This window comes from Xenorhabdus doucetiae (assembly GCF_000968195.1).
In the GTDB taxonomy this organism is placed as follows: Bacteria; Pseudomonadota; Gammaproteobacteria; order Enterobacterales; family Enterobacteriaceae; genus Xenorhabdus; species Xenorhabdus doucetiae.
In genome coordinates this window covers 3,149,173-3,167,403 of the sequence record NZ_FO704550.1, presented here as the reverse complement: position 1 = coordinate 3,167,403, position 18,231 = coordinate 3,149,173, and the positions used below count along the sequence as shown (strand labels likewise).

At 43.7% G+C, this 18,231-nt stretch carries 17 protein-coding genes and 1 pseudogene; 12 read left to right on the top strand and 6 right to left on the bottom strand.

Going from position 1 to position 18,231, the window contains the following annotated elements:
• Positions 1–11 precede the first annotated feature (11 nt).
• The 7 genes from gcvH (at position 12) to XDD1_RS13715 (ending at position 9,222) form a co-directional block, all read left to right on the top strand.
• Positions 12–404 (top strand): glycine cleavage system protein GcvH, encoded by a 393-nt coding sequence (gene gcvH, locus XDD1_RS13745; protein WP_045972014.1) that lies wholly within the window; start codon positions 12–14, stop codon positions 402–404.
• Positions 405–488: 84 nt separating this feature from the next.
• Positions 489–3,365, top strand: coding sequence for an aminomethyl-transferring glycine dehydrogenase (gene gcvP, locus XDD1_RS13740; protein WP_045972012.1), 2,877 nt, complete (start codon positions 489–491; stop codon positions 3,363–3,365).
• Positions 3,366–3,789: 424 nt separating this feature from the next.
• Positions 3,790–4,482 (top strand): class I SAM-dependent methyltransferase, encoded by a 693-nt coding sequence (locus tag XDD1_RS13735; RefSeq protein WP_084721045.1) that lies wholly within the window; start codon positions 3,790–3,792, stop codon positions 4,480–4,482.
• A 21-nt stretch (positions 4,483–4,503) separates the two neighbouring features.
• Positions 4,504–6,192, top strand: a complete 1,689-nt coding sequence (locus XDD1_RS13730; RefSeq protein WP_052705716.1) for a carbamoyltransferase C-terminal domain-containing protein — start codon at positions 4,504–4,506, stop codon at positions 6,190–6,192.
• 36 nt (positions 6,193–6,228) lie between these two features.
• Positions 6,229–7,746, top strand: coding sequence for a Gfo/Idh/MocA family oxidoreductase (locus XDD1_RS13725; protein ID WP_045972009.1), 1,518 nt, complete (start codon positions 6,229–6,231; stop codon positions 7,744–7,746).
• Positions 7,746–8,942 (top strand): multidrug effflux MFS transporter, encoded by a 1,197-nt coding sequence (locus XDD1_RS13720; protein ID WP_045972007.1) that lies wholly within the window; start codon positions 7,746–7,748, stop codon positions 8,940–8,942. The genes XDD1_RS13725 and XDD1_RS13720 overlap by 1 nt, the downstream gene beginning before the upstream one ends.
• 46 nt (positions 8,943–8,988) lie before the next feature.
• The gene (locus XDD1_RS13715) at positions 8,989–9,222 is read left to right on the top strand and encodes a hypothetical protein (RefSeq protein ID WP_045972005.1); all 234 of its coding nucleotides are present in this window, start codon (positions 8,989–8,991) and stop codon (positions 9,220–9,222) included.
• Positions 9,223–9,236: 14 nt separating this feature from the next.
• Here XDD1_RS13715 and XDD1_RS13710 read toward each other — a convergent pair whose 3' ends face one another.
• Together XDD1_RS13710 and XDD1_RS13705 are read right to left on the bottom strand one after the other, a co-directional pair.
• Positions 9,237–9,713, bottom strand: coding sequence for an IS630 family transposase (locus XDD1_RS13710; protein WP_148885953.1), 477 nt, complete (start codon positions 9,711–9,713; stop codon positions 9,237–9,239).
• 37 nt (positions 9,714–9,750) lie between these two features.
• A pseudogene (locus XDD1_RS13705) lies at positions 9,751–10,067 on the bottom strand (IS630 transposase-related protein).
• A gap of 48 nt (positions 10,068–10,115) precedes the next feature.
• On the opposite strand from XDD1_RS13705, the gene XDD1_RS13700 reads away from it, so the two are divergent.
• A complete protein-coding gene (locus XDD1_RS13700; RefSeq protein ID WP_052705715.1) occupies positions 10,116–11,078 on the top strand; it encodes a MalY/PatB family protein in 963 nt (320 codons plus the stop codon).
• A 4-nt stretch (positions 11,079–11,082) separates the two neighbouring features.
• Here the strand turns inward: XDD1_RS13700 and pdxR are convergent, their stop codons facing one another.
• Entirely contained in the window at positions 11,083–12,588 is a 1,506-nt protein-coding gene (pdxR, locus tag XDD1_RS13695; RefSeq protein WP_045972000.1) for a MocR-like pyridoxine biosynthesis transcription factor PdxR, read from the bottom strand.
• Positions 12,589–12,749: 161 nt separating this feature from the next.
• Between pdxR and XDD1_RS13690 the strand changes: the two genes are divergently transcribed.
• Positions 12,750–13,940 carry a benzoate/H(+) symporter BenE family transporter gene (locus XDD1_RS13690; protein WP_045971999.1) on the top strand — a complete coding sequence of 397 codons (1,191 nt, stop codon included), beginning with the start codon at positions 12,750–12,752 and terminating at the stop codon, positions 13,938–13,940.
• Between the two features lie 113 nt (positions 13,941–14,053).
• Here XDD1_RS13690 and XDD1_RS13685 read toward each other — a convergent pair whose 3' ends face one another.
• A complete protein-coding gene (locus XDD1_RS13685) occupies positions 14,054–14,659 on the bottom strand; it encodes an HD domain-containing protein (protein ID WP_045971996.1) in 606 nt (201 codons plus the stop codon).
• Between the two features lie 16 nt (positions 14,660–14,675).
• Complete coding sequence (gene ygfZ, locus XDD1_RS13680) at positions 14,676–15,677, bottom strand: tRNA-modifying protein YgfZ (RefSeq protein ID WP_045971994.1); 1,002 nt, start codon at positions 15,675–15,677, stop codon at positions 14,676–14,678.
• A 239-nt stretch (positions 15,678–15,916) separates the two neighbouring features.
• Here ygfZ and sdhE point away from each other — a divergent pair, with 239 nt between their 5' ends.
• Entirely contained in the window at positions 15,917–16,183 is a 267-nt protein-coding gene (gene sdhE, locus XDD1_RS13675) for an FAD assembly factor SdhE (protein ID WP_045971992.1), read from the top strand.
• Positions 16,164–16,604, top strand: a complete 441-nt coding sequence (locus tag XDD1_RS18945; protein WP_071827279.1) for a protein YgfX — start codon at positions 16,164–16,166, stop codon at positions 16,602–16,604. Before sdhE ends, XDD1_RS18945 begins: the two co-directional genes overlap by 20 nt.
• A gap of 20 nt (positions 16,605–16,624) precedes the next feature.
• Here the strand turns inward: XDD1_RS18945 and fldB are convergent, their stop codons facing one another.
• Positions 16,625–17,143 (bottom strand): flavodoxin FldB, encoded by a 519-nt coding sequence (gene fldB / locus XDD1_RS13670; protein WP_045973622.1) that lies wholly within the window; start codon positions 17,141–17,143, stop codon positions 16,625–16,627.
• 117 nt (positions 17,144–17,260) lie between these two features.
• Between fldB and xerD the strand changes: the two genes are divergently transcribed.
• Positions 17,261–18,202, top strand: a complete 942-nt coding sequence (gene xerD, locus XDD1_RS13665; protein WP_045971990.1) for a site-specific tyrosine recombinase XerD — start codon at positions 17,261–17,263, stop codon at positions 18,200–18,202.
• Positions 18,203–18,231: the final 29 nt, after the last annotated feature.

The following is an 18,231-nucleotide window of genomic DNA, read 5'->3' as shown; positions in this document are numbered from 1 at the left end:
AGAAGGCAACGATGAGTCATGTACCAACAGAATTAAAATACACAGAATCCCATGAGTGGGTTCGCGCGGAAGGCAATGGTGAATACACCGTCGGGATTACTGAACATGCCCAGAATTTATTGGGCGATATGGTTTTTGTTGATTTGCCTGAAATAGATACCGAAGTCAATAGTGGTGATGATTGTGCCGTTGTCGAGTCAGTAAAAGCCGCTTCTGATATTTATGCGCCATTGAGCGGTCACATTATCGCGGTTAACCCTGAGCTGGAAAGTTCTCCCGAATTAGTGAACAGTGAACCCTATAACGAAGGTTGGCTGTTCCGCATTAAAGCCACTGATGAGAGTGAATTGGCGCATTTGCTTGATGCCGAAAGCTACCAGTCACTCTTGGAAGAAGACGAGTAATGACTTTTGAATCGCCCCATATCACTGTGTGAATGGGGCATTTTTTTGCATAAAAGGCTAGCGAGTTTCAGGAAATTATCATCAATGACTCAGACACTCATCCAACTTGAAAATCAAGGTGAATTCATTCGTCGTCACATTGGTTCTTCTGCTGAACAGCAAACCGAGATGCTGGCGATAGTCGGTACACATTCTCTTGATGAGCTGACCAATAACATCGTTCCCCGTGATATCGCATTACCAGAACCTCCGGCGGTCGGTGAAGGCGCAACGGAACAACAGGCATTGGCCGAATTGAAAGCAATGGCGAGCCAGAACCAGCGCTATCAATCGTATATTGGGATGGGGTATTCACCTGCAATCCTTCCCCCCGTTATTTTGCGTAATTTGCTGGAAAATCCCGGCTGGTATACGGCATATACCCCTTATCAACCGGAAGTTTCCCAAGGCCGGTTAGAGGCGTTACTGAACTTCCAGCAAGTCACCATTGACCTGACGGGATTAGAACTGGCTTCTGCTTCCCTGCTGGATGAAGCAACAGCCGCCGCAGAAGCGATGGCAATGGCAAAACGGATTAGCAAACTGAAAGGGGCTGAACGTTTCTTTGTGGCCGATGATATTCATCCACAGACCTTGGATGTGGTGCGTACCCGCGCCGAAACCTTTGGATTTGACGTCATTGTTGATAAAGCAGAAAAAGTACTGGAACTGGAAGGTATCTTTGGTGTCCTGCTGCAACAAGTCGGCACCACAGGGGAAGTTCACGACTACCGCGATCTGATTGCAACACTGAAAGCGCGTAAGATCATTGTCAGTGTTGCCGCGGATTTCATGGCTCTGGTCATCCTGACCGCGCCGGGTCAACAAGGTGCTGACATTGTATTCGGTTCCGCCCAGCGTTTCGGTGTGCCGATGGGATATGGTGGCCCTCATGCGGCTTTCTTTGCGTGCCGCGATGAATTCAAACGTTCCATGCCGGGACGTATTATCGGCGTTTCCCGTGATGCAGCGGGTAACAGGGCATTGCGCATGGCGATGCAAACCCGTGAGCAACATATTCGCCGTGAAAAAGCGAACTCCAATATCTGTACTTCCCAAGTCTTGCTGGCGAATATCGCAGGTATGTACGCCGTTTATCATGGCTCAAAAGGCTTGCAGCGCATTGCCAACCGTATCCACCGGCTGACCGATATTCTGGCCGCCGGCTTGCAACAAGCGGGTATCACGCTGCGTCATAAAACTTGGTTTGATACGCTGGCCGTTGAAGTGCCAGATAAAGCGCAGGTACTGGCAAGGGCGGCGAAAGCGCAAATTAACCTGCGTACCGATATTCTTGGTGCGGTTGGCGTCTCCTTGAGCGAAAAGACCAGCCGGGATGATGTGATCACGCTGTTCCAGGTGATCACGGGTTCTGATGCAATACTGGATATTGATACGCTGGATCGTGAAGCCGCGGCCGGCAGCCAGTCTATTCCAGCCGCTATGCTGCGTAATGACGATATTTTGACCCATGAAAATTTCCGCCGTTACCACAGCGAAACCGACATGATGCGCTATATGCACAGTCTGGAGCGTAAAGATCTGGCATTAAACCAAGCTATGATCCCGCTGGGCTCATGCACCATGAAACTAAACGCAGCGGCGGAAATCATGCCGATTACCTGGCCTGAATTTACCGATATGCACCCTTTCTGCCCGCCGGAACAAGCGCAGGGTTATCACCAACTGATCGGCCAGTTTTCCCATTGGCTGGTGCTGTTGACAGGCTATGATGCAGTGTGTATGCAGCCGAACTCCGGCGCACAAGGAGAATATGCGGGGCTGTTGGCTATTCGTCGCTACTATGCCAGCCGCGGCGAGCAACATCGCCATGTTTGCCTGATCCCAAGTTCTGCCCACGGCACCAATCCGGCTTCTGCGCATATGGCGGGGATGACCGTCGTTGTCGTCAGTTGCGACAAAGAAGGCAACATCGATCTGGCCGATTTGCGTGAAAAAGCGGAAAAACACCGTGACGATCTGGCTTGCATCATGGTGACTTACCCCTCCACTCACGGTGTGTATGAAGAAACCATCCGTGAAATTTGTGAAGTGATTCACCAACATGGTGGTCAGGTTTACCTTGATGGCGCTAACATGAACGCTCAAGTGGGGATTACCACGCCGGGCTTTATTGGTGCCGATGTCTCGCACCTGAACCTGCACAAAACCTTCTGTATTCCACATGGCGGCGGTGGCCCCGGCATGGGGCCGATTGGCGTGAAAAAACACCTTGCCCCCTTTGTGCCCGGCCATTCCGTAGTTGAAATGGATGGCGTCACGACATTAGGTGCCGTATCCGCCGCGCCATTCGGCAGTGCCTCCATTTTGCCGATTAGCTGGATGTATATCCGCATGATGGGAGCAAAAGGGCTGAAACAAGCCAGTCAGGTGGCGATCCTGAACGCAAACTACATTGCCGCCCGCCTGAAAGGGGCGTATGAGATCCTCTATACCGGGCGTGATGGATATGTGGCCCACGAATGTATTCTGGATATTCGCCCATTGAAAGACGAGTTCGGCATCAGTGAGATGGATATCGCCAAGCGTCTGATTGACTACGGTTTCCACGCACCAACCATGTCTTTCCCGGTTGCGGGTACCTTGATGGTTGAGCCAACGGAATCAGAAAGCAAAATTGAAATCGATCGCTTTATTGACGCCATGCTGGCGATTCGGGAAGAGATCCGCCAAGTCGCCAGCGGAGAATGGCCTTTGGAAGATAACCCACTGGTTAATGCGCCACACGTTCAGGCTGAATTAATTTCTGACTGGAACCACGCATACAGCCGTGAAATTGCCGTTTTCCCGACGGCGGAAACCAAAGCCAATAAATACTGGCCGGCGGTTAAACGCCTTGATGATGTTTACGGTGACCGCAATTTGCATTGTTCTTGTGCACCGATTGAAGATTATCGTTAATCATAAGTCAATTAGCGAAACTTAACGAAAGCAGCAGCGTTAGAAACTATTTCTAATGCTGCTTTTTTTATTAATGAAATTATTATTAAATTAATATTTCGTATCTTCATGTTTAAAAAGGTGTATGTATTTTGAATTTAAAATTCCATTAAATTTATTTGTATTAAATAGATATACAGAATGTAAATGGACTTGAATAAATATATCTGTTTTTCTGGTGATGATTAATCTGGTTTGATAGGGTTACTTATAAATTTTCATATAATCGTTTTGTTTGACTATAATGGAGTTAGGCATTGAAATCTTTTTATGATAGTAAGAATATTAAATTCTGGGATGAACTATCTCATATTCATTTTAGTTATTCCGATTATGATGTTGATAATTATGATCCATTGAAATATAAACTAAAAAATATAGAGTTATCAGAGCTGGGAAATTTGGAAGGAAAAAAGTCCTTCATCTACAATGTCATATTGGATTAGATAGTTTCGCTCTTGAAATTTTAGGAGCAGAAGTGACAGCTATCGATTATTCTTCTCTATCTATTAATTATGCCAAAAAAATCAAAGATAAATTTGGCCTTAAAACGGACTTTTATTGTGCTAACGTCTATGACTTATCTTATTTAAATCTAGGGGAGTTTGATCTCATTTACACTTCTTATGGAGTTATTGTTTGGCTCCAGGATTTAAGCTTGTGGGCGAAAACAATATCCTCACATCTCAAGTTAGGTGGTGATTTTATTATTGTTGACGAACATCCCTTTGCTCGTATGTTTAGTAATCCTAATCAGGATAACACTCCTTATAATAGTAAAGATATTTTTATTAATACGAGTTCAGGAGAGCCTATAAAAGCAAACTATAAATATTCTTACGCGAATAGAGATAGCGTGGTCACAAATCAGGAACAATATATATGGTTCCACAGTATTTCTGAAATAATAACAAGTTTGATTAATGAAAATCTTCATTTAACTGTGTTTAAAGAGTTTGATAAGAGTTTTTATAAAGCTTTTTCTCAATTATCCAAAAATGAAGAGGGATGGTGGTGTTTTGATAATAAAATGTCATCTATACCATTGATGTTTTTACTACATGCTCAAAAGTATTAAGTTGGAGAATAAGATTCTATTATGAAAGAAATAGTTTTAGCTATTAATATTCCTATATTAGCAGACGGTACCGTGACTTATGATGGAAATGTCGTATTGGCTGATAGAAATAAAGTTATTATGGCAATAGCCGAAGAGCGGGTTTCAAAGGAAAAGTATGATGGTAAAGTTACTTATGCAGTAAAGGAAACGTTGGAAAGAAATAATCTCACTCTGTCTGATATTTCAGCAATTTCTGTTGTCAGTTTTGGTCAACCGATGACTGACTTAGATATGATTGATGATAACCTCAAAAAAGAATTAGATGAGTTATTTCCTGATTTTAACAATATTCATATTGTGAAGTCACATCATTCTGCCCATGCTTTGAGTGCTATTAGTCAAACGGATATTAAGCGTGCATTGGTTGTTGTTGCTGATCACACAGGTAATATTATTGGTGAAAGAACTGATCCTATAGTGTTGGAAAATAATGCAGCTGAACAGGTTAGTTATTATTTGTATGAGAATGATGACTTGCATCTGATAGCCCAAGACAATACACATCCTTGCGACCAAGGTTATGGGCGATTTTATGGTGATGTAACTTGTTATCTCGGATTTGACAGTTATCGTGAATCAGGTAAAACCATGGGGCTTGCTTCATTTGGTGATCCTGATGTTTTTTCTGACTATTCGCCGTTTATTGAAACTGATACTGGTGTGGTATCTGCCCTGATAAATGAAGATTATACTGAGGATTGTACGAAAGATATTCAGAGCTGGTTTAAAAAGCAGGGCATTGACATCCCAGATCGGCGTACAAAGTCTGGTGTCATTCGTCCTTTTGACATGCATTTGGCCGCGTGGGCTCAGGAACAGTTACATAAATCAATTATTCATCGAGTGAAGGGACTAATTGATAAATATAATGTTGATACACTATGTGTTGTTGGTGGTGTGGCTATGAATTCAGTGATGAATCGTAAACTGGAAGAAGAGCTGAATATTACTGTTTATGTGCCCCCTTCTCCTGGTGACGCAGGTTTGGCTCTCGGAGCAGCAGCTGATTATTTCTGGAAAAAAGATAATAGCATTCCTAAATTTAACTCTTCACCTTATTTAGGTCCTATTTATTCAGAAGATGAAATTGCGAAGAGTGTTCGTGCTTATGAAAAGGAATTCATTATTAAGCGAATAAATGATCCTGAACATCGAGCTGCACATTTAATTGCTGATGGTAAAGTAATTGGTTGGTTTCAGGATCGTAGTGAATATGGGCCAAGAGCATTGGGTAATCGCAGCATTCTTGCTTTGCCATCGAATAGTTGGACAAAAGAAATTCTCAATAGCCAAATTAAGTTACGTGAATGGTTCAGGCCTTATGCTCCTGTGGTTTTAGAGGAAGATGCTGATAACTATTTTGATATGTTATCTCCTGTTTCGTATATGATGAAAGTTGCTCCGGTTAAAGCACGAGCTAAACTTGATATGCCTGCCTGTATTCATGTGGATGGTACAGCCAGATTACAAACTGTATCCTCTGCTTCGAATCAAAAATTTTATAATTTGATTCAAGAATTGAAAAATATCACGGGTGTGCCTGTAGTGCTCAATACTAGCTTTAATTTGGCGGGTATGCCAATTGTTGAATCTCCTATTGATGCTATTAATTGTTTTAGAAAAGCGATTGGAATGTATGCGTTATTTATTGGTAATTATATGTTGTAAAAAAGAAAATCAATTTAAAGTGGTAAGTTTAATTCTATGATAAATAATAATCTTATAGTCAATCTGTTATTGATTGGATTTGGTCCTCATGATAAAAGAATATATTATCCATTGTTGGAGGAGGAGATTAATAATCCTCAATTGAATCTATGTGCTGCGGTGGATTTAATATCTGAAAAGTCAAATATTGAATCATATTTGTCAGATAAGAAACTTAAGCCAGAAATAATATATTTAGGTGATAATAATATTAAGGATGAATTAAGTTTATATGAAAAAAAGATACTAACTGAAATTTTACATAAATATTCTATCAATGGGGTTATTATTGCAACTGAGCCATTGGTTCATCTTAAATATGCTAAATGGGCTCTAAATGCAGGGTTATCTATCTTGATGGATAAACCAATATCTTCTTACGAAAATATCTCTACTTCAATTGAGAAGTCGATAAAAATTTCTGATGATTACTATTTTCTCAATTCACTATATCAGGAAAAAAAACGTAGTAATCCATGTCAGGTTTTTTCTTTGATGGCACAAAGGAGGTATCAAACATCTTTTAATTTAATTAAAGAGCGTCTTACTGAATGTTTTACTATGACGAATTGTCCGGTAACAAACATACAAACTTTTCATTCTGATGGACAATGGCGTATGCCAACTGAGATTGTGGAACAGCATTATCATCCTTATAACCAAGGATATGGAAAATGTTCGCATAGTGGTTATCACTACTTTGATATCATTCCTTTTGTGTTAGAGGCTGCTATCAGTGAAGACAAAAAATACGATAATATTGATGTGTTCTCGATGGCAATTCGACCTGATGACATTCTGCATCAGTTTACTTTAAATGACTACCGAAAATTGTTTGGTCGGCAATCTTTTGATGAGGTTAATCATTATGATGAGAATCAATTAAACGTATTATTAGGAAGTTTTGGTGAAGTTGATTGCAGTAGCAATATTTGTTTTAAACGAGGAGATAGGACGATAACTGCTGCTTCTATAAATTTGTGTCATAATGGATATTCGCAGCGAAATTGGATAACAGCTGCTGGCCGTGATCTTTATAGGGGTAATGGTCGTGTCGCACATGAATCTCATATATTGCAGCAGGGACCCTTTCAGTCAATTCATTTTCATTCATACAAATCAGATGAACTTTCTGTTGGTCATCATCATGACAATCATCATTGTATTGGCACAAAGGAACATTTGGAGATTTATGTTTTTCGAAACCATAAAATCCTTGGTGGAAAACATATTGAGGTTATTGATATTAATGACATTATTGCTATAGAAGGTGGACGAAAGGGTCTGAAAGGTAAATCAAAAGCCAAAGCATTTTATGAATTTATTGCTGGTATAAGGGGCGAAATTTCAGCGGAAGATATGGTATCGGATTTCAGTAAACACGAAATTGGTGCCACTCTGACATCAGCGATCTATCAATCTATTAGTCATCGCTATCATCAATTAAGTCCTCTGATTAATCGTCGTTTTTGTGCCAACAAAAATGTTTTAAAGCTAGAGGAACCTGTTAATTGATGACACGGAAAAGAAGTATTATTGTACAACTTATCTGGCTATTTCCGTTAGTGATTGCGACACCATTGGGTTTGGATCTCTGCCTGCCAGGTATGCCAATGATATCTCGTGAATTAGGTAGCTTACAGGGAATGACCCAATGGTTGATTAGTGGGTTTGTACTGTGCTTAAGTTTAAGTCAGTTACTTTTTGGGCCGATGGTCGATCAATTGGGATCTCAACGTGTCTTCTTATATGGAGGTGTCTTTTATACGTTGGGAAGCTTAGGCGTATATTTTGCTGATAGTTTCTCTTTAATGGTAGTATTGCGGTTGATGCAAGGCTGTAGTGCGGGTGCGATGGGAGTTTCCGTTCTTGCCAGTATTCCATTACGTTTTCAAGGCGCGGCAATAGGAAAAGCATTCAGTATACTTAATGGCGTAATAAGCTTAGTGCCAGTATTGGCCCCTATTATTGGTGGCGTATTGGTCGTGAGCTATGGTTGGCGGTCTAGCTTTTATGTACTGGGAATTTTCACTCTATTATGCTGTCTTCTTGCTTTATGGAAACCGTTACCTAAAAAATGTCAGGATACGGAATTTCAGCTTGTAACGATATTTTCAGGATATCTAAAAGTGCTGCGTCACCCCGAATTTTTACTTGGATGTTTTGCAAGTAGTTTTGGATTTGCGTCCCAATTGATCTTCTTCTCCAGTTCACCCATTGTACTTATTGAAGTGTTACATATTCCGGTTGATAGATTTGGTTATTATTTCTCTGTTAATGCAGTTGCTATCACTGCTGGTAGCCTGTTAACGGCCAGATTATTAGGGGTAGTAAAAGTAACTAAGATGCTGAGTGGTGGTGCATTGTTGTTATTATTGGCAATGTTCGGTTTTGTTTTAACTGTTTATCTTTTTAGGATTTCAGTTTGGCCATACCTCATTTCGGCCACATTTGGAAGTTTAGGGTTTGCCATATTAATTGGCACAGGTGCAGCTATTGCATTGTCTCCATTTACTCATTTAGCTGGTCGTGCATCTGCAATGATGGCAGCAATACAGATGTCATTTTCATCATTGATTGCCTGGCTAGTTATAACCTACTGGAGTAGCAGCTGGTGGTCAATGATGATTGCTTATTTCTTGTTAGCTATAGCGATTTGGATACTGCTATTTGTATATAAAGTAAATACTCCAATTATGGATACCAATTAATGTTGCTTATAAAAAAATCTTCTCTGGAAAAATAGCAGGATATTATATGCCTTATAATTTTGATGACATTATTGATCATAAAGATTCTCATTTAATCAAATGGCAGTATCCATCACCTTATTTATCATATGGTACTGATAAACCTCCTCTCCCTTTATGGATCGCAGATATGGATTTCAAATGTCCTAATGAAGTATTGAATGCTCTCCATGATGCTATAAACAAAGGGATATTGGGATACACCGGAGCCAGTGATGATATGTTTGCGGCCATAATATAGCAAAATCAATATAATTAGACATAATTCACGTGTTTTTTGAATAGTTCATCAATAGAACATCTTTCTCGCCTTCTTGTGGCTTTTGCTCCCGCCCATTTATGTTCGATAGGATTTAAATCCGGGCTGTAAGGCGGTAACCACTCCAACTGGCATCCGTGGTCGGCTATTGCTTGTCGCGTGTCATGGCGTTTATGGAATGAGGCATTATCCATGACAATCACGGCTCCACTTGGGAGCTTTGGCAACAAATCTTGGGTCATCCAGGCATGAAAGACATCCGCATTAATATTCCCGCCAAATACGCTTAAGGTTACAAAGGTATTTTTAATGATGGCACCGATGACATTAATCCGCCCTTTGGCCTGCCAATCGTGTAGACCGAAACAGCGCTGTCCTTTTGGGGAATAACCGTGCATTCGTGGCATCGATTGCTCAAAACCGCTTTCATCCAGATAAACAATCGGTTTGCCTGCCTGCTCATGGTGGCGGATACGCTCGTTAAATACCTGACGAGCGTGTTCGCAAGCGTCAGGGTGTTTTAGCGTTTTTTTTCAAGGTGAGCTTCAGCCGTTTCAAGGCGTAATGGATAGCAGACTGTGAAACCCCCAGACGTTTTGCTCTTTCCCATTGATAGTCATCGGGATAATTTCGGACATCGGCAATAAGTGTTTCGTCACTCATTTTCGTGGGCGGTTTATCCCGTGTCATACAGGGTTCTATTTTATTGCACCACCGAAACAGAGTGCGGATAGAGACCTCAAAGTGGGTGCTCTTTTGTTCGAACGTCACCAATGGTTGTCTTTGTTTGCCAAAACTCTTTTTTCGAAATCGGAACTGTAACCCAATTTCAATCTTCCTTGTCATTTGGAATTGGGGTATTATGACACAATATTATGAATTTTGCTATACAGTGGCAATTACAGCGTCACGGTTGGTCAATTAAAGAAGAGTGGATCGTACAGACTCCTGGTGTGGTAAATAGCCTGAGTCTTATCATCCAGACTTTTACTCAACAGGGGGATGGTATTTTAATTCAGCCGCCGGTTTATGGTTCTTTTTATAACTGTTCATTGCTGAATGGGCGGCATGTAGTCACTGCGCCATTGATTGAGAAAACAGCGAATTATGCGTTGGATATTGATGAATTTGAAGCTGCTATCACACCAAAAACCAAACTGTTTTTTTTGTGTAATCCGCATAATCCAACAGGACATGTATGGAGTAAAGAAGAGTTAACAGCAATGGGAAATGTTTTTTTGCGTCATGGCATTATGGTTATTTCTGATGAAATACATCAAGATTTAATCTTGACCACGGGTAAATGTCATCAGCCCTTTGCCAGTATTCATGATGAGTTTGCAGATATCTGCATTACTTGTACGTCCCCAAGCAAAACATTCAATCTTGCTGGGTTACAGACTTCTAATTTATTTATTACCAATAAAAGAATACGTGAGGAACTCAAACAGACATATACGCGTTGTTCATTGCACATTCCAAATATGTTGGGGCTTGTCGCTTGTGAAGCAGCTTATCGCTATGGGGCATCATGGTTGTCTGAATTATTGATATATTTACGAGGTAATCAAATGTTTCTACAGCAATATTTCGATCAACTTCCTCAAGTTAAATTTTTTAAATCTGATGCTCTTTATCTTGGTTGGCTAGATTTCAGGAACAGTGGCATTGAGCCGAAGAATTTGCAGGATAAATTACTTAACCATTCTCGGTTGTGGTTGGATGACGGTATAAAATTTGGTGCCGACTATGCTGGATTTGCCCGAATTAATTTTGCATGTCCTCGTTCAACGTTAAGTGTCGCTATGCAACGATTAAGCCGACTCTTTGAAGAATAGCCTTTCAAGGCGTTCTTTTCTTCAGTATCCGGGAAAGGCGCAACATAGCCGCCTCGATTTCATAGCCAGCCAGAGAAGAATAACCCAATATCCAGCCTTGTTTTTTGTCCTCGCCAAAATACAGCCGGCTCAGTCCGGGGAGCTGTATTCCCGCCATGGCGGCTTGGCGGATGGTTTTTTCCTCTGACCAGCCATGTTCTAATAAGCAGGGGATTTGCAGTCCTCCTTCTGGTCTGAGCGCCGTGACAATGCCGTCTAAATGTTGGCTAATGGCATCCAGCATAATTTTCCTGCGCCCGGCGTATAATTTACGCATGGCACGAACATGGGAATTGTAGTAACCATCCTCCATAAAACGGGCTAATGTTAACTGTAGTATTTGCGGCGTGTGTCCATCCATGATGCTGCGTGCATAAGTGAACGCATCAATTAATTCATGCGGCACCGCCATATAACCCATTCTGAGGCCAGGGTAGAGTGTTTTACTGAAAGTGCCGAGATAGATTGTTCTTTGATACTGGTCCAGACCCTGGACGCAGGCGATAGGGAGTCCATCGTAATGGAATTCACTGTCGTAATCGTCCTCGATAATCCATTTATTATTTTCGGCAGCCCAATTGATTAACTCAAACCGACGCTCCAGCGATAAAGTGACGCCAGTCGGGTACTGGTGAGATGGGGTGACGTAGACACAGTTAGCCCCGCTACCATCAGCCTTTAATAGATCGGTGCGGATGCCTTGTTCATCGACATTGACAGGAACGATGTTGGTTTCTGCGGCTTCAAATGCTTTTTTAGCGCCAAAGTAGCCGGGATTTTCCATTAAAATGGGGCCTCCGGCATCGACCAGCAATTGGGCACATAAAAACAAGGATTGTCGGGTACTACTCAGCACCAAGATTTGATCAGGAGAAACTTTAGCCCCGCGCTCAAGGTTTAGGTAAGCCGCAATCGCTTTGCGTAACGGTTCCGCACCTTGTGGATCGCCATGCAGTAACACATTGGCGCGGTAGTCCTTCATCGCCTGACGTTGCAGACGTTCCCAAACATCAGTCGGGAAAGTGCGGGTTTCAGGTAAGCCTGTGGCAAATGGCCTAATCATCTGCTGGTCGGTAACGCCGCCGCTGTTAAAAATGACTCTCCCGCGTTGGCTAAGGCCAGAACCTATCGCTTTCCTTCTACTCGGAAGTTCCTGCGATTTTATTCGCTTACGGGCTAATCCCCGTAGTTCCATACCCAAGGTGTCGGACACATAGCTCCCTGAACCGGCACGACGAACGATGAAGCCATCGCGATGCAGTAGCACATAAGCGTTTTCAACGGTGTCACGGGCAACCCCAAGTGATTTAGCCAGCGTGCGAGTGGCCGGCAATTTCATCCCAGGAGCAAGGGCACCCTCAAGGATCAGGGCGCGCAGGGCACGCTGGATACGCTGATGCAGGTCTAGCCGTTGAAAGTCAGCCTCATTCAGCCGTATTTTTAGCGTTTCAAGTTCGAACGTCTTTATCATAAGTCAGCTTAATAAATCTCCGATATTTTAACTAAATTAATATATCAGACTAAAGTGGTCTGCTGATCCTGTCAAAAGTGTACTGACTTAACAGTCCAATTTCACGATATAAAACGCTCCTCGATATTCATTATTTTGTCTTTTGGGAGGAGTAGTAAATTATGTCTTCTTCATATTCATCTGTTCACTTACGTGATCTTGCCCATCCTATTATTGCTGGCCTGATTTCCGTCATCGTTAACTACGGCGGCACTTTTATTCTGGTTTTTCAGGCGGCAAAAGTCGCTGGTCTCAGCCCGGAGCTGACCGCTTCGTGGGTATGGTCGATATCGATTGGCGTGGGGATCACGGGGATACTGCTCAGTGGGTTTTCCCGTGAACCGATCATCACCGCATGGTCAACGCCAGCGGCAGCGTTTCTTGTGGTATCGCTGGCGACAACACCTTACGCCGAAGCAATAGGGGCTTACCTGATTTCTGCCGCTGCATTCGTGCTGCTTGGCTTGTCAGGTTACTTTGAGAAAGTCATTCGTCTGATCCCGACGGGGATAGCTTCTGGGTTGCTGGCTGGTATTCTCCTCCAGTTTGGTATCGGGGCTTTCAGTGGCATGAGTATTGATCCCTTTTTGGCGGGATTACTGATGGTTACCTACATCGTGCTAAAACGCTTTACTGCCCGTTACGCGGTGGTGGGTATCCTCGTGCTAGGTCTGGCTTTCCTGCTTATGCAAGGGAGAGTTTCCCTGTCTGAATTGGAACTCAAGTTTGCTGCCCCTGTTTTCACCATGCCGGAATTTTCATTGAATACCTTGCTGAGTGTCGCATTACCGCTGTTCCTGATTACCCTGACGGGGCAATACATGCCCGGCATGTTGGTGCTGCGCAATGATGGCTTTAAAACCAGTGCCAACCCGATCGTGGCTATCACCGGATTAGGATCTTTGCTGATGGCACCGTTCGGCTCACACGCATTTAATATTGCCGCAATCACGGCGGCAATTTGCACTGGCAAAGAAGCCCATGAAGATCCGTCCAAACGTTGGATTTCAGGTATTGCCGCCGGTATTTTTTACATCCTTGTCGGCATATTTGGTGTGACACTGGCCGCCGTTTTCATGGCTTTCCCACCCGTATTCATTACCACGTTGGCAGGGCTTGCCCTGTTGGGAACGATTGGCGGTAGTCTCGCTAACGCAGTGGCTGATTTAAAAGGCCGTGAGGCCGCGTTGGTCACATTTCTTGCTGCCTCCGCCAACATCAATTTACTGGGGATTAGCGGCGCATTCTGGGGATTATTGATTGGCCTTATGGCTTATGCCGTGCTTAATGGTCGTTTGCTATCCCCGTGTTAATTAACCGATTTAGATTGAAACAGTAATTAATCAACGGAATCTGTTTAAGAACGTATTTAAAGCTGTCAGAAACAACATCTGACAGCTTGATTTAGAAGATAAAGGCGGGGGAATTATTTTAACCAGCCTTTTTCTTTTGCCGCTTCTAACTGTGGCAGCAGGTATTGCCAGAGTTCAGGGTAACTTTCAGCCACAAATTGGAGCAGATTATAAACTTGCTCAAAGCGAATGTTATTCTCAACCCAGCTTTGCCCGTGATTATGCAGGTTCATAAAGACTGGCATAATTCGATCGAGTGTTTTCGCAAAACATGCTTCAGGCGTGATGGCATCTTCGTATTCGTGCCAAAGTTGCAGAAAATATTCTCTCTGTGTTTCCGGCAGTAAGCCAAAAATACGGTCAGCCGCTTTAACCTCTTGTTCGTGAATGGCTTCACGGGCAGCCTGATCGAAGACGATAACATCACCCGCATCGATCTCAACAATGTCGTGAATCAACGCCATCTGTACGACGCGGCTAATGTTCACATCGCCGGCATAAGGGGCAAAACCAAGCACGGCAATCGCAAAATGCCAGCTATGTTCAGCGGAGTTTTCATGACGTGCATTGTTCAATAACTTGGTTTTACGATGGACATATTTTAATTTATCCAGCTCCATGATAAACGCAATGACATCGGTGAAAGGGCCGAAATCAACAGGAGGTACAGCTAACGACATACATAAACCCCAATAGTTATTTTTCTTCGTTTAGTGAATAAGGCAAGGTTTGAATAGTCAGAACGCTGCCTTCATCGTCACGGATACGGAATACACTCTCAGCTTCCATATCATTATTCATCACAACTTGTACCCAGATTGAACCATCAACCAGTTTGACCGCCGCCAATACTGAACCTGTCCGCCGCCATTTATCGCCTAATTGCCACTCCAAATCATCGCCAACGGCAGGCAGGGAAGCCGCATTACCCGCCAGCCAATACATGGCCCGCTTGTTTGCCCCACGATATTTGGCGCGGGCCACCATTTCCTGGCCGGTATAACAGCCTTTCTTAAAGCTGATACTGTTTTCGATGGCCTGAAGGTTCGTTGCCTGCGGAATAAATTGGGCACTGCTGGCGGCATCAATCACCGGGAAGCCCGCTTCAATCTCCAGCGCCAGCCATTGCCGGCTGTCATTTAACTGCGATTGAAATTCTTCGACTAACGTTTCGGTTAATTGAGCGGCCGTGGTTTTGTCCGTGATTAACAGGAAACGTTCAGCGGGAAGCGCTAAGTGGAGCAGTGTGGTGGCTTCGTGCTGGATAACAGGCGATTCGGCATCGGGCAAGGTTGGGAAGTGGGTTGCCAGCGCTTCCCGGCTGCCCGTGCCGGCGACACCGAGCAAGAGATTTTCTTCATCTTTGGCAAATGTCACTTTGGAAAACACGGCATACTTTTTCAATTCGGTGAGCTGCGTTTCCAATAGCGAACGGCGTTCAATATAGGCAAATCCTTCGCCACGCTGAAACAGCCGTAAGTTAGTCCACATCTTGCCTTTGGCATCACAATGGGCAGTTAACACATGCTGGTTATCACTCAAGGAGGTCAGATCAGCGGTCACCTGACCTTGCAGGTATTTTTCCGCATCAGCACCAATCGCAGTCACTATTCCCCAATCATCAAGGGAAATTAACGTTAACGGAAGTGTTGCAGAAGGGGATGGAACTTGTGCAGAAAACGGAATTTGGTAAGCCATAACAACTCCTGCCAGTAAACTCTCGAAGAAATAACGCTAATGGTAAAAGAGAAGTCGCTTAATGCAAAGGAGTTCTTCTTGTTATTGCGGGATAATAAATTTGTTGCGATACGCTTCGCATCTTGTCGATATATCCCGTGATTTTCCCTGTGCAGATAATGAAAAACAGGCCAGAATTGTTGATAATCTTATTGCCGCCTAACTGGCACGAATAAAAATGATAAAGAGGCTTTTTAAACATGGATATTGATAATAAAGCACGTATTCACTGGGCATGTCGTCGTGGAATGCGTGAACTGGATATTTCTATCATGCCATTTTTTGCATATGAATATGATTCATTGAGTGATGATGACAAACGGATTTTCGTTCGCTTGCTGGAGTGCCCGGACCCTGATCTGTTCAATTGGCTGATGAATCATGGACGGCCTGAAGACGAGGGGCTTTACCAGATGGTGAAATTGATCCAGAGCAGAAACCAAGCCCGTGGTCCTGTGGAACAATAAATTAAGGGGATCTCGCCAGACTCGCTTGTTTTCCACGGGCGTACATGGTGCCGCTGCAATGGCTGCTTTGTTGGCACCCTGGCCGGTTAACAGTACCTGTTTCTGGTTGCTATTTTTCTACTTGCCATTGTTTGCCATTATCATAAGCAGTTGGGCATGGAGTCAGAAAAATATCCGCCAGTGTCAGGGCAGGTTGGTCTTGTTCAGAGGCAACAAAGTGCATTGGCAAAACGCCGCCTGGAGTATCGTCCAACCCCCGTGGTTCCATCGCTGTGGCATGGTCGTGATGCTCCATGCTTTTAGTCGGCGCGACCAGCCGCCAATCCGGTTATGGATAGCCTCAGATAGTATGTCGCCCACAGCGTGGCGCCATTTGAATCAACTGATGCGCCAATACTCTGACAATAAAAACAACCGATAACATCACAGCGAAAACAGCGGTTAAAACAGGGCTTCCATTTCAGCTAATATCTGCATGCACCATTCGCTTAAACGTTCATCGGTTTGCTCGAATTGGTTGACATCATCCAGCGCCAGCCCGACAAAATGTTTGCCATCTTCGGTTAACGGTTTCGGGCTGGTAAATTCATAACCGTCTGTTGGCCAGAACCCAATAAACTGCACACCTGCCGGTCGCAGATGGAGGTACAGCATTCCCAAGGCATCCAAAAACCACTCGCTATAATCGATTTGGTCACCCATGCCATACATGGCGACGATTTTTCCTGCCAGATCTAACGAGGGAAGTTGATCCCAAATCGCCAGCCAATCTTCCTGTATTTCGCCAAAATCCCATGTGGGGATACCGAGGATCAGGACAGAATATTCTTCCATCAGGCGGGGATCGCAATCCTTGACATTATGCAGGTCGATCAGATCTTCACCGAGTATGTCGCGTATTTTTTCTGCTACCATTTCTGTATAGCATGTGCTGGAACCGTAAAAGAGACCAATTTTCATCATTATTTATCAGGGAATTTCGAATATCAGGGGCGGTATTGTAACAGAATAATTGCTTTTTCAGGCATAATAGCCGATCGGAAGGCGAAGGTAGGCAAATAATAAAAAGGAGGGCTTGTGCCAAGAAAACGCAACCTATCAGATAACCCTTTATCGGAACCGCATTCACCGGCTAATCCCCTGATAGAGCAATTTCTCGATACCATCTGGCTGGAAAAAGCGCTGGCCGAGAACACCTTGGCTTCTTATCGGCTGGATTTACAAGCTTTGAACAATTGGCTGGTACATTATGGCCATGATTTACTTTCCGTACCGTCGATAGAGTTACAATCATTTTTAGCGGAACGCGTCGATGGCGGTTATAAAGCCAGTAGTTCAGCCCGATTGCTGAGTGCGATGCGGCAGTTGTTTCAGTATCTATATCGTGAAAGAATGCGGGCAGATGATCCAACAGCACTATTATCTGCGCCCAAATTGCCCAAACGCTTACCCAAGGATTTAAGCGAACAGCAAGTTGAAAATTTGCTTAATGCGCCTGTGGTTGACCAACCCATTGAGCTGCGGGATAAAGCCATGCTGGAAGTGCTGTATGCCTGTGGCTTGCGGGTTTCAGAATTGGTTGGCCTGACTTTATCCGATGTAAGCTTACGTCAGGGAGTGGTCAGAATAGTGGGTAAGGGAAATAAGGAAAGATTGGTTCCTTTGGGAGAAGAGGCCGTTTATTGGCTGGAGAAATATCTGGAACATGGGCGCCCGTGGTTATTGAATGGCGCTGTCTCTGATGTCTTTTTCCCCAGTAAGCGGGGAAAGCAGATGACACGCCAGACGTTCTGGCATCGGATCAAGCACTATGCCGTGTTGGCAGGCATTGATGCTGAACGCTTGTCACCCCATGTTTTGCGCCATGCTTTTGCAACACATTTACTGAATCACGGCGCAGACTTACGTGTTGTGCAGATGTTATTAGGCCATAGTGACCTCTCCACAACGCAGATTTACACTCATGTAGCAACCGAACGCCTCAAAATGCTGCATCAACAACATCATCCCCGTGGCTAGCGGCGGAGTTAGATGAAAATAAGGAACAA

What these genes read in the sequence shown, in the direction of transcription:
- gcvH (WP_045972014.1), top strand. Translation starts at nt 12, where the DNA reads ATGAGTCATGTACCAACAGAATTAAAATACACAGAATCCCATGAGTGG.
- gcvP (WP_045972012.1), top strand. Translation starts at nt 489, where the DNA reads ATGACTCAGACACTCATCCAACTTGAAAATCAAGGTGAATTCATTCGT.
- XDD1_RS13730 (WP_052705716.1), top strand. Translation starts at nt 4,504, where the DNA reads ATGAAAGAAATAGTTTTAGCTATTAATATTCCTATATTAGCAGACGGT.
- XDD1_RS13725 (WP_045972009.1), top strand. Translation starts at nt 6,229, where the DNA reads ATGATAAATAATAATCTTATAGTCAATCTGTTATTGATTGGATTTGGT.
- XDD1_RS13720 (WP_045972007.1), top strand. Translation starts at nt 7,746, where the DNA reads ATGACACGGAAAAGAAGTATTATTGTACAACTTATCTGGCTATTTCCG.
- XDD1_RS13715 (WP_045972005.1), top strand. Translation starts at nt 8,989, where the DNA reads ATGCCTTATAATTTTGATGACATTATTGATCATAAAGATTCTCATTTA.
- XDD1_RS13700 (WP_052705715.1), top strand. Translation starts at nt 10,116, where the DNA reads ATGAATTTTGCTATACAGTGGCAATTACAGCGTCACGGTTGGTCAATT.
- pdxR (WP_045972000.1), bottom strand. Translation starts at nt 12,588, where the DNA reads ATGATAAAGACGTTCGAACTTGAAACGCTAAAAATACGGCTGAATGAG.
- XDD1_RS13690 (WP_045971999.1), top strand. Translation starts at nt 12,750, where the DNA reads ATGTCTTCTTCATATTCATCTGTTCACTTACGTGATCTTGCCCATCCT.
- XDD1_RS13685 (WP_045971996.1), bottom strand. Translation starts at nt 14,659, where the DNA reads ATGTCGTTAGCTGTACCTCCTGTTGATTTCGGCCCTTTCACCGATGTC.
- ygfZ (WP_045971994.1), bottom strand. Translation starts at nt 15,677, where the DNA reads ATGGCTTACCAAATTCCGTTTTCTGCACAAGTTCCATCCCCTTCTGCA.
- sdhE (WP_045971992.1), top strand. Translation starts at nt 15,917, where the DNA reads ATGGATATTGATAATAAAGCACGTATTCACTGGGCATGTCGTCGTGGA.
- fldB (WP_045973622.1), bottom strand. Translation starts at nt 17,143, where the DNA reads ATGAAAATTGGTCTCTTTTACGGTTCCAGCACATGCTATACAGAAATG.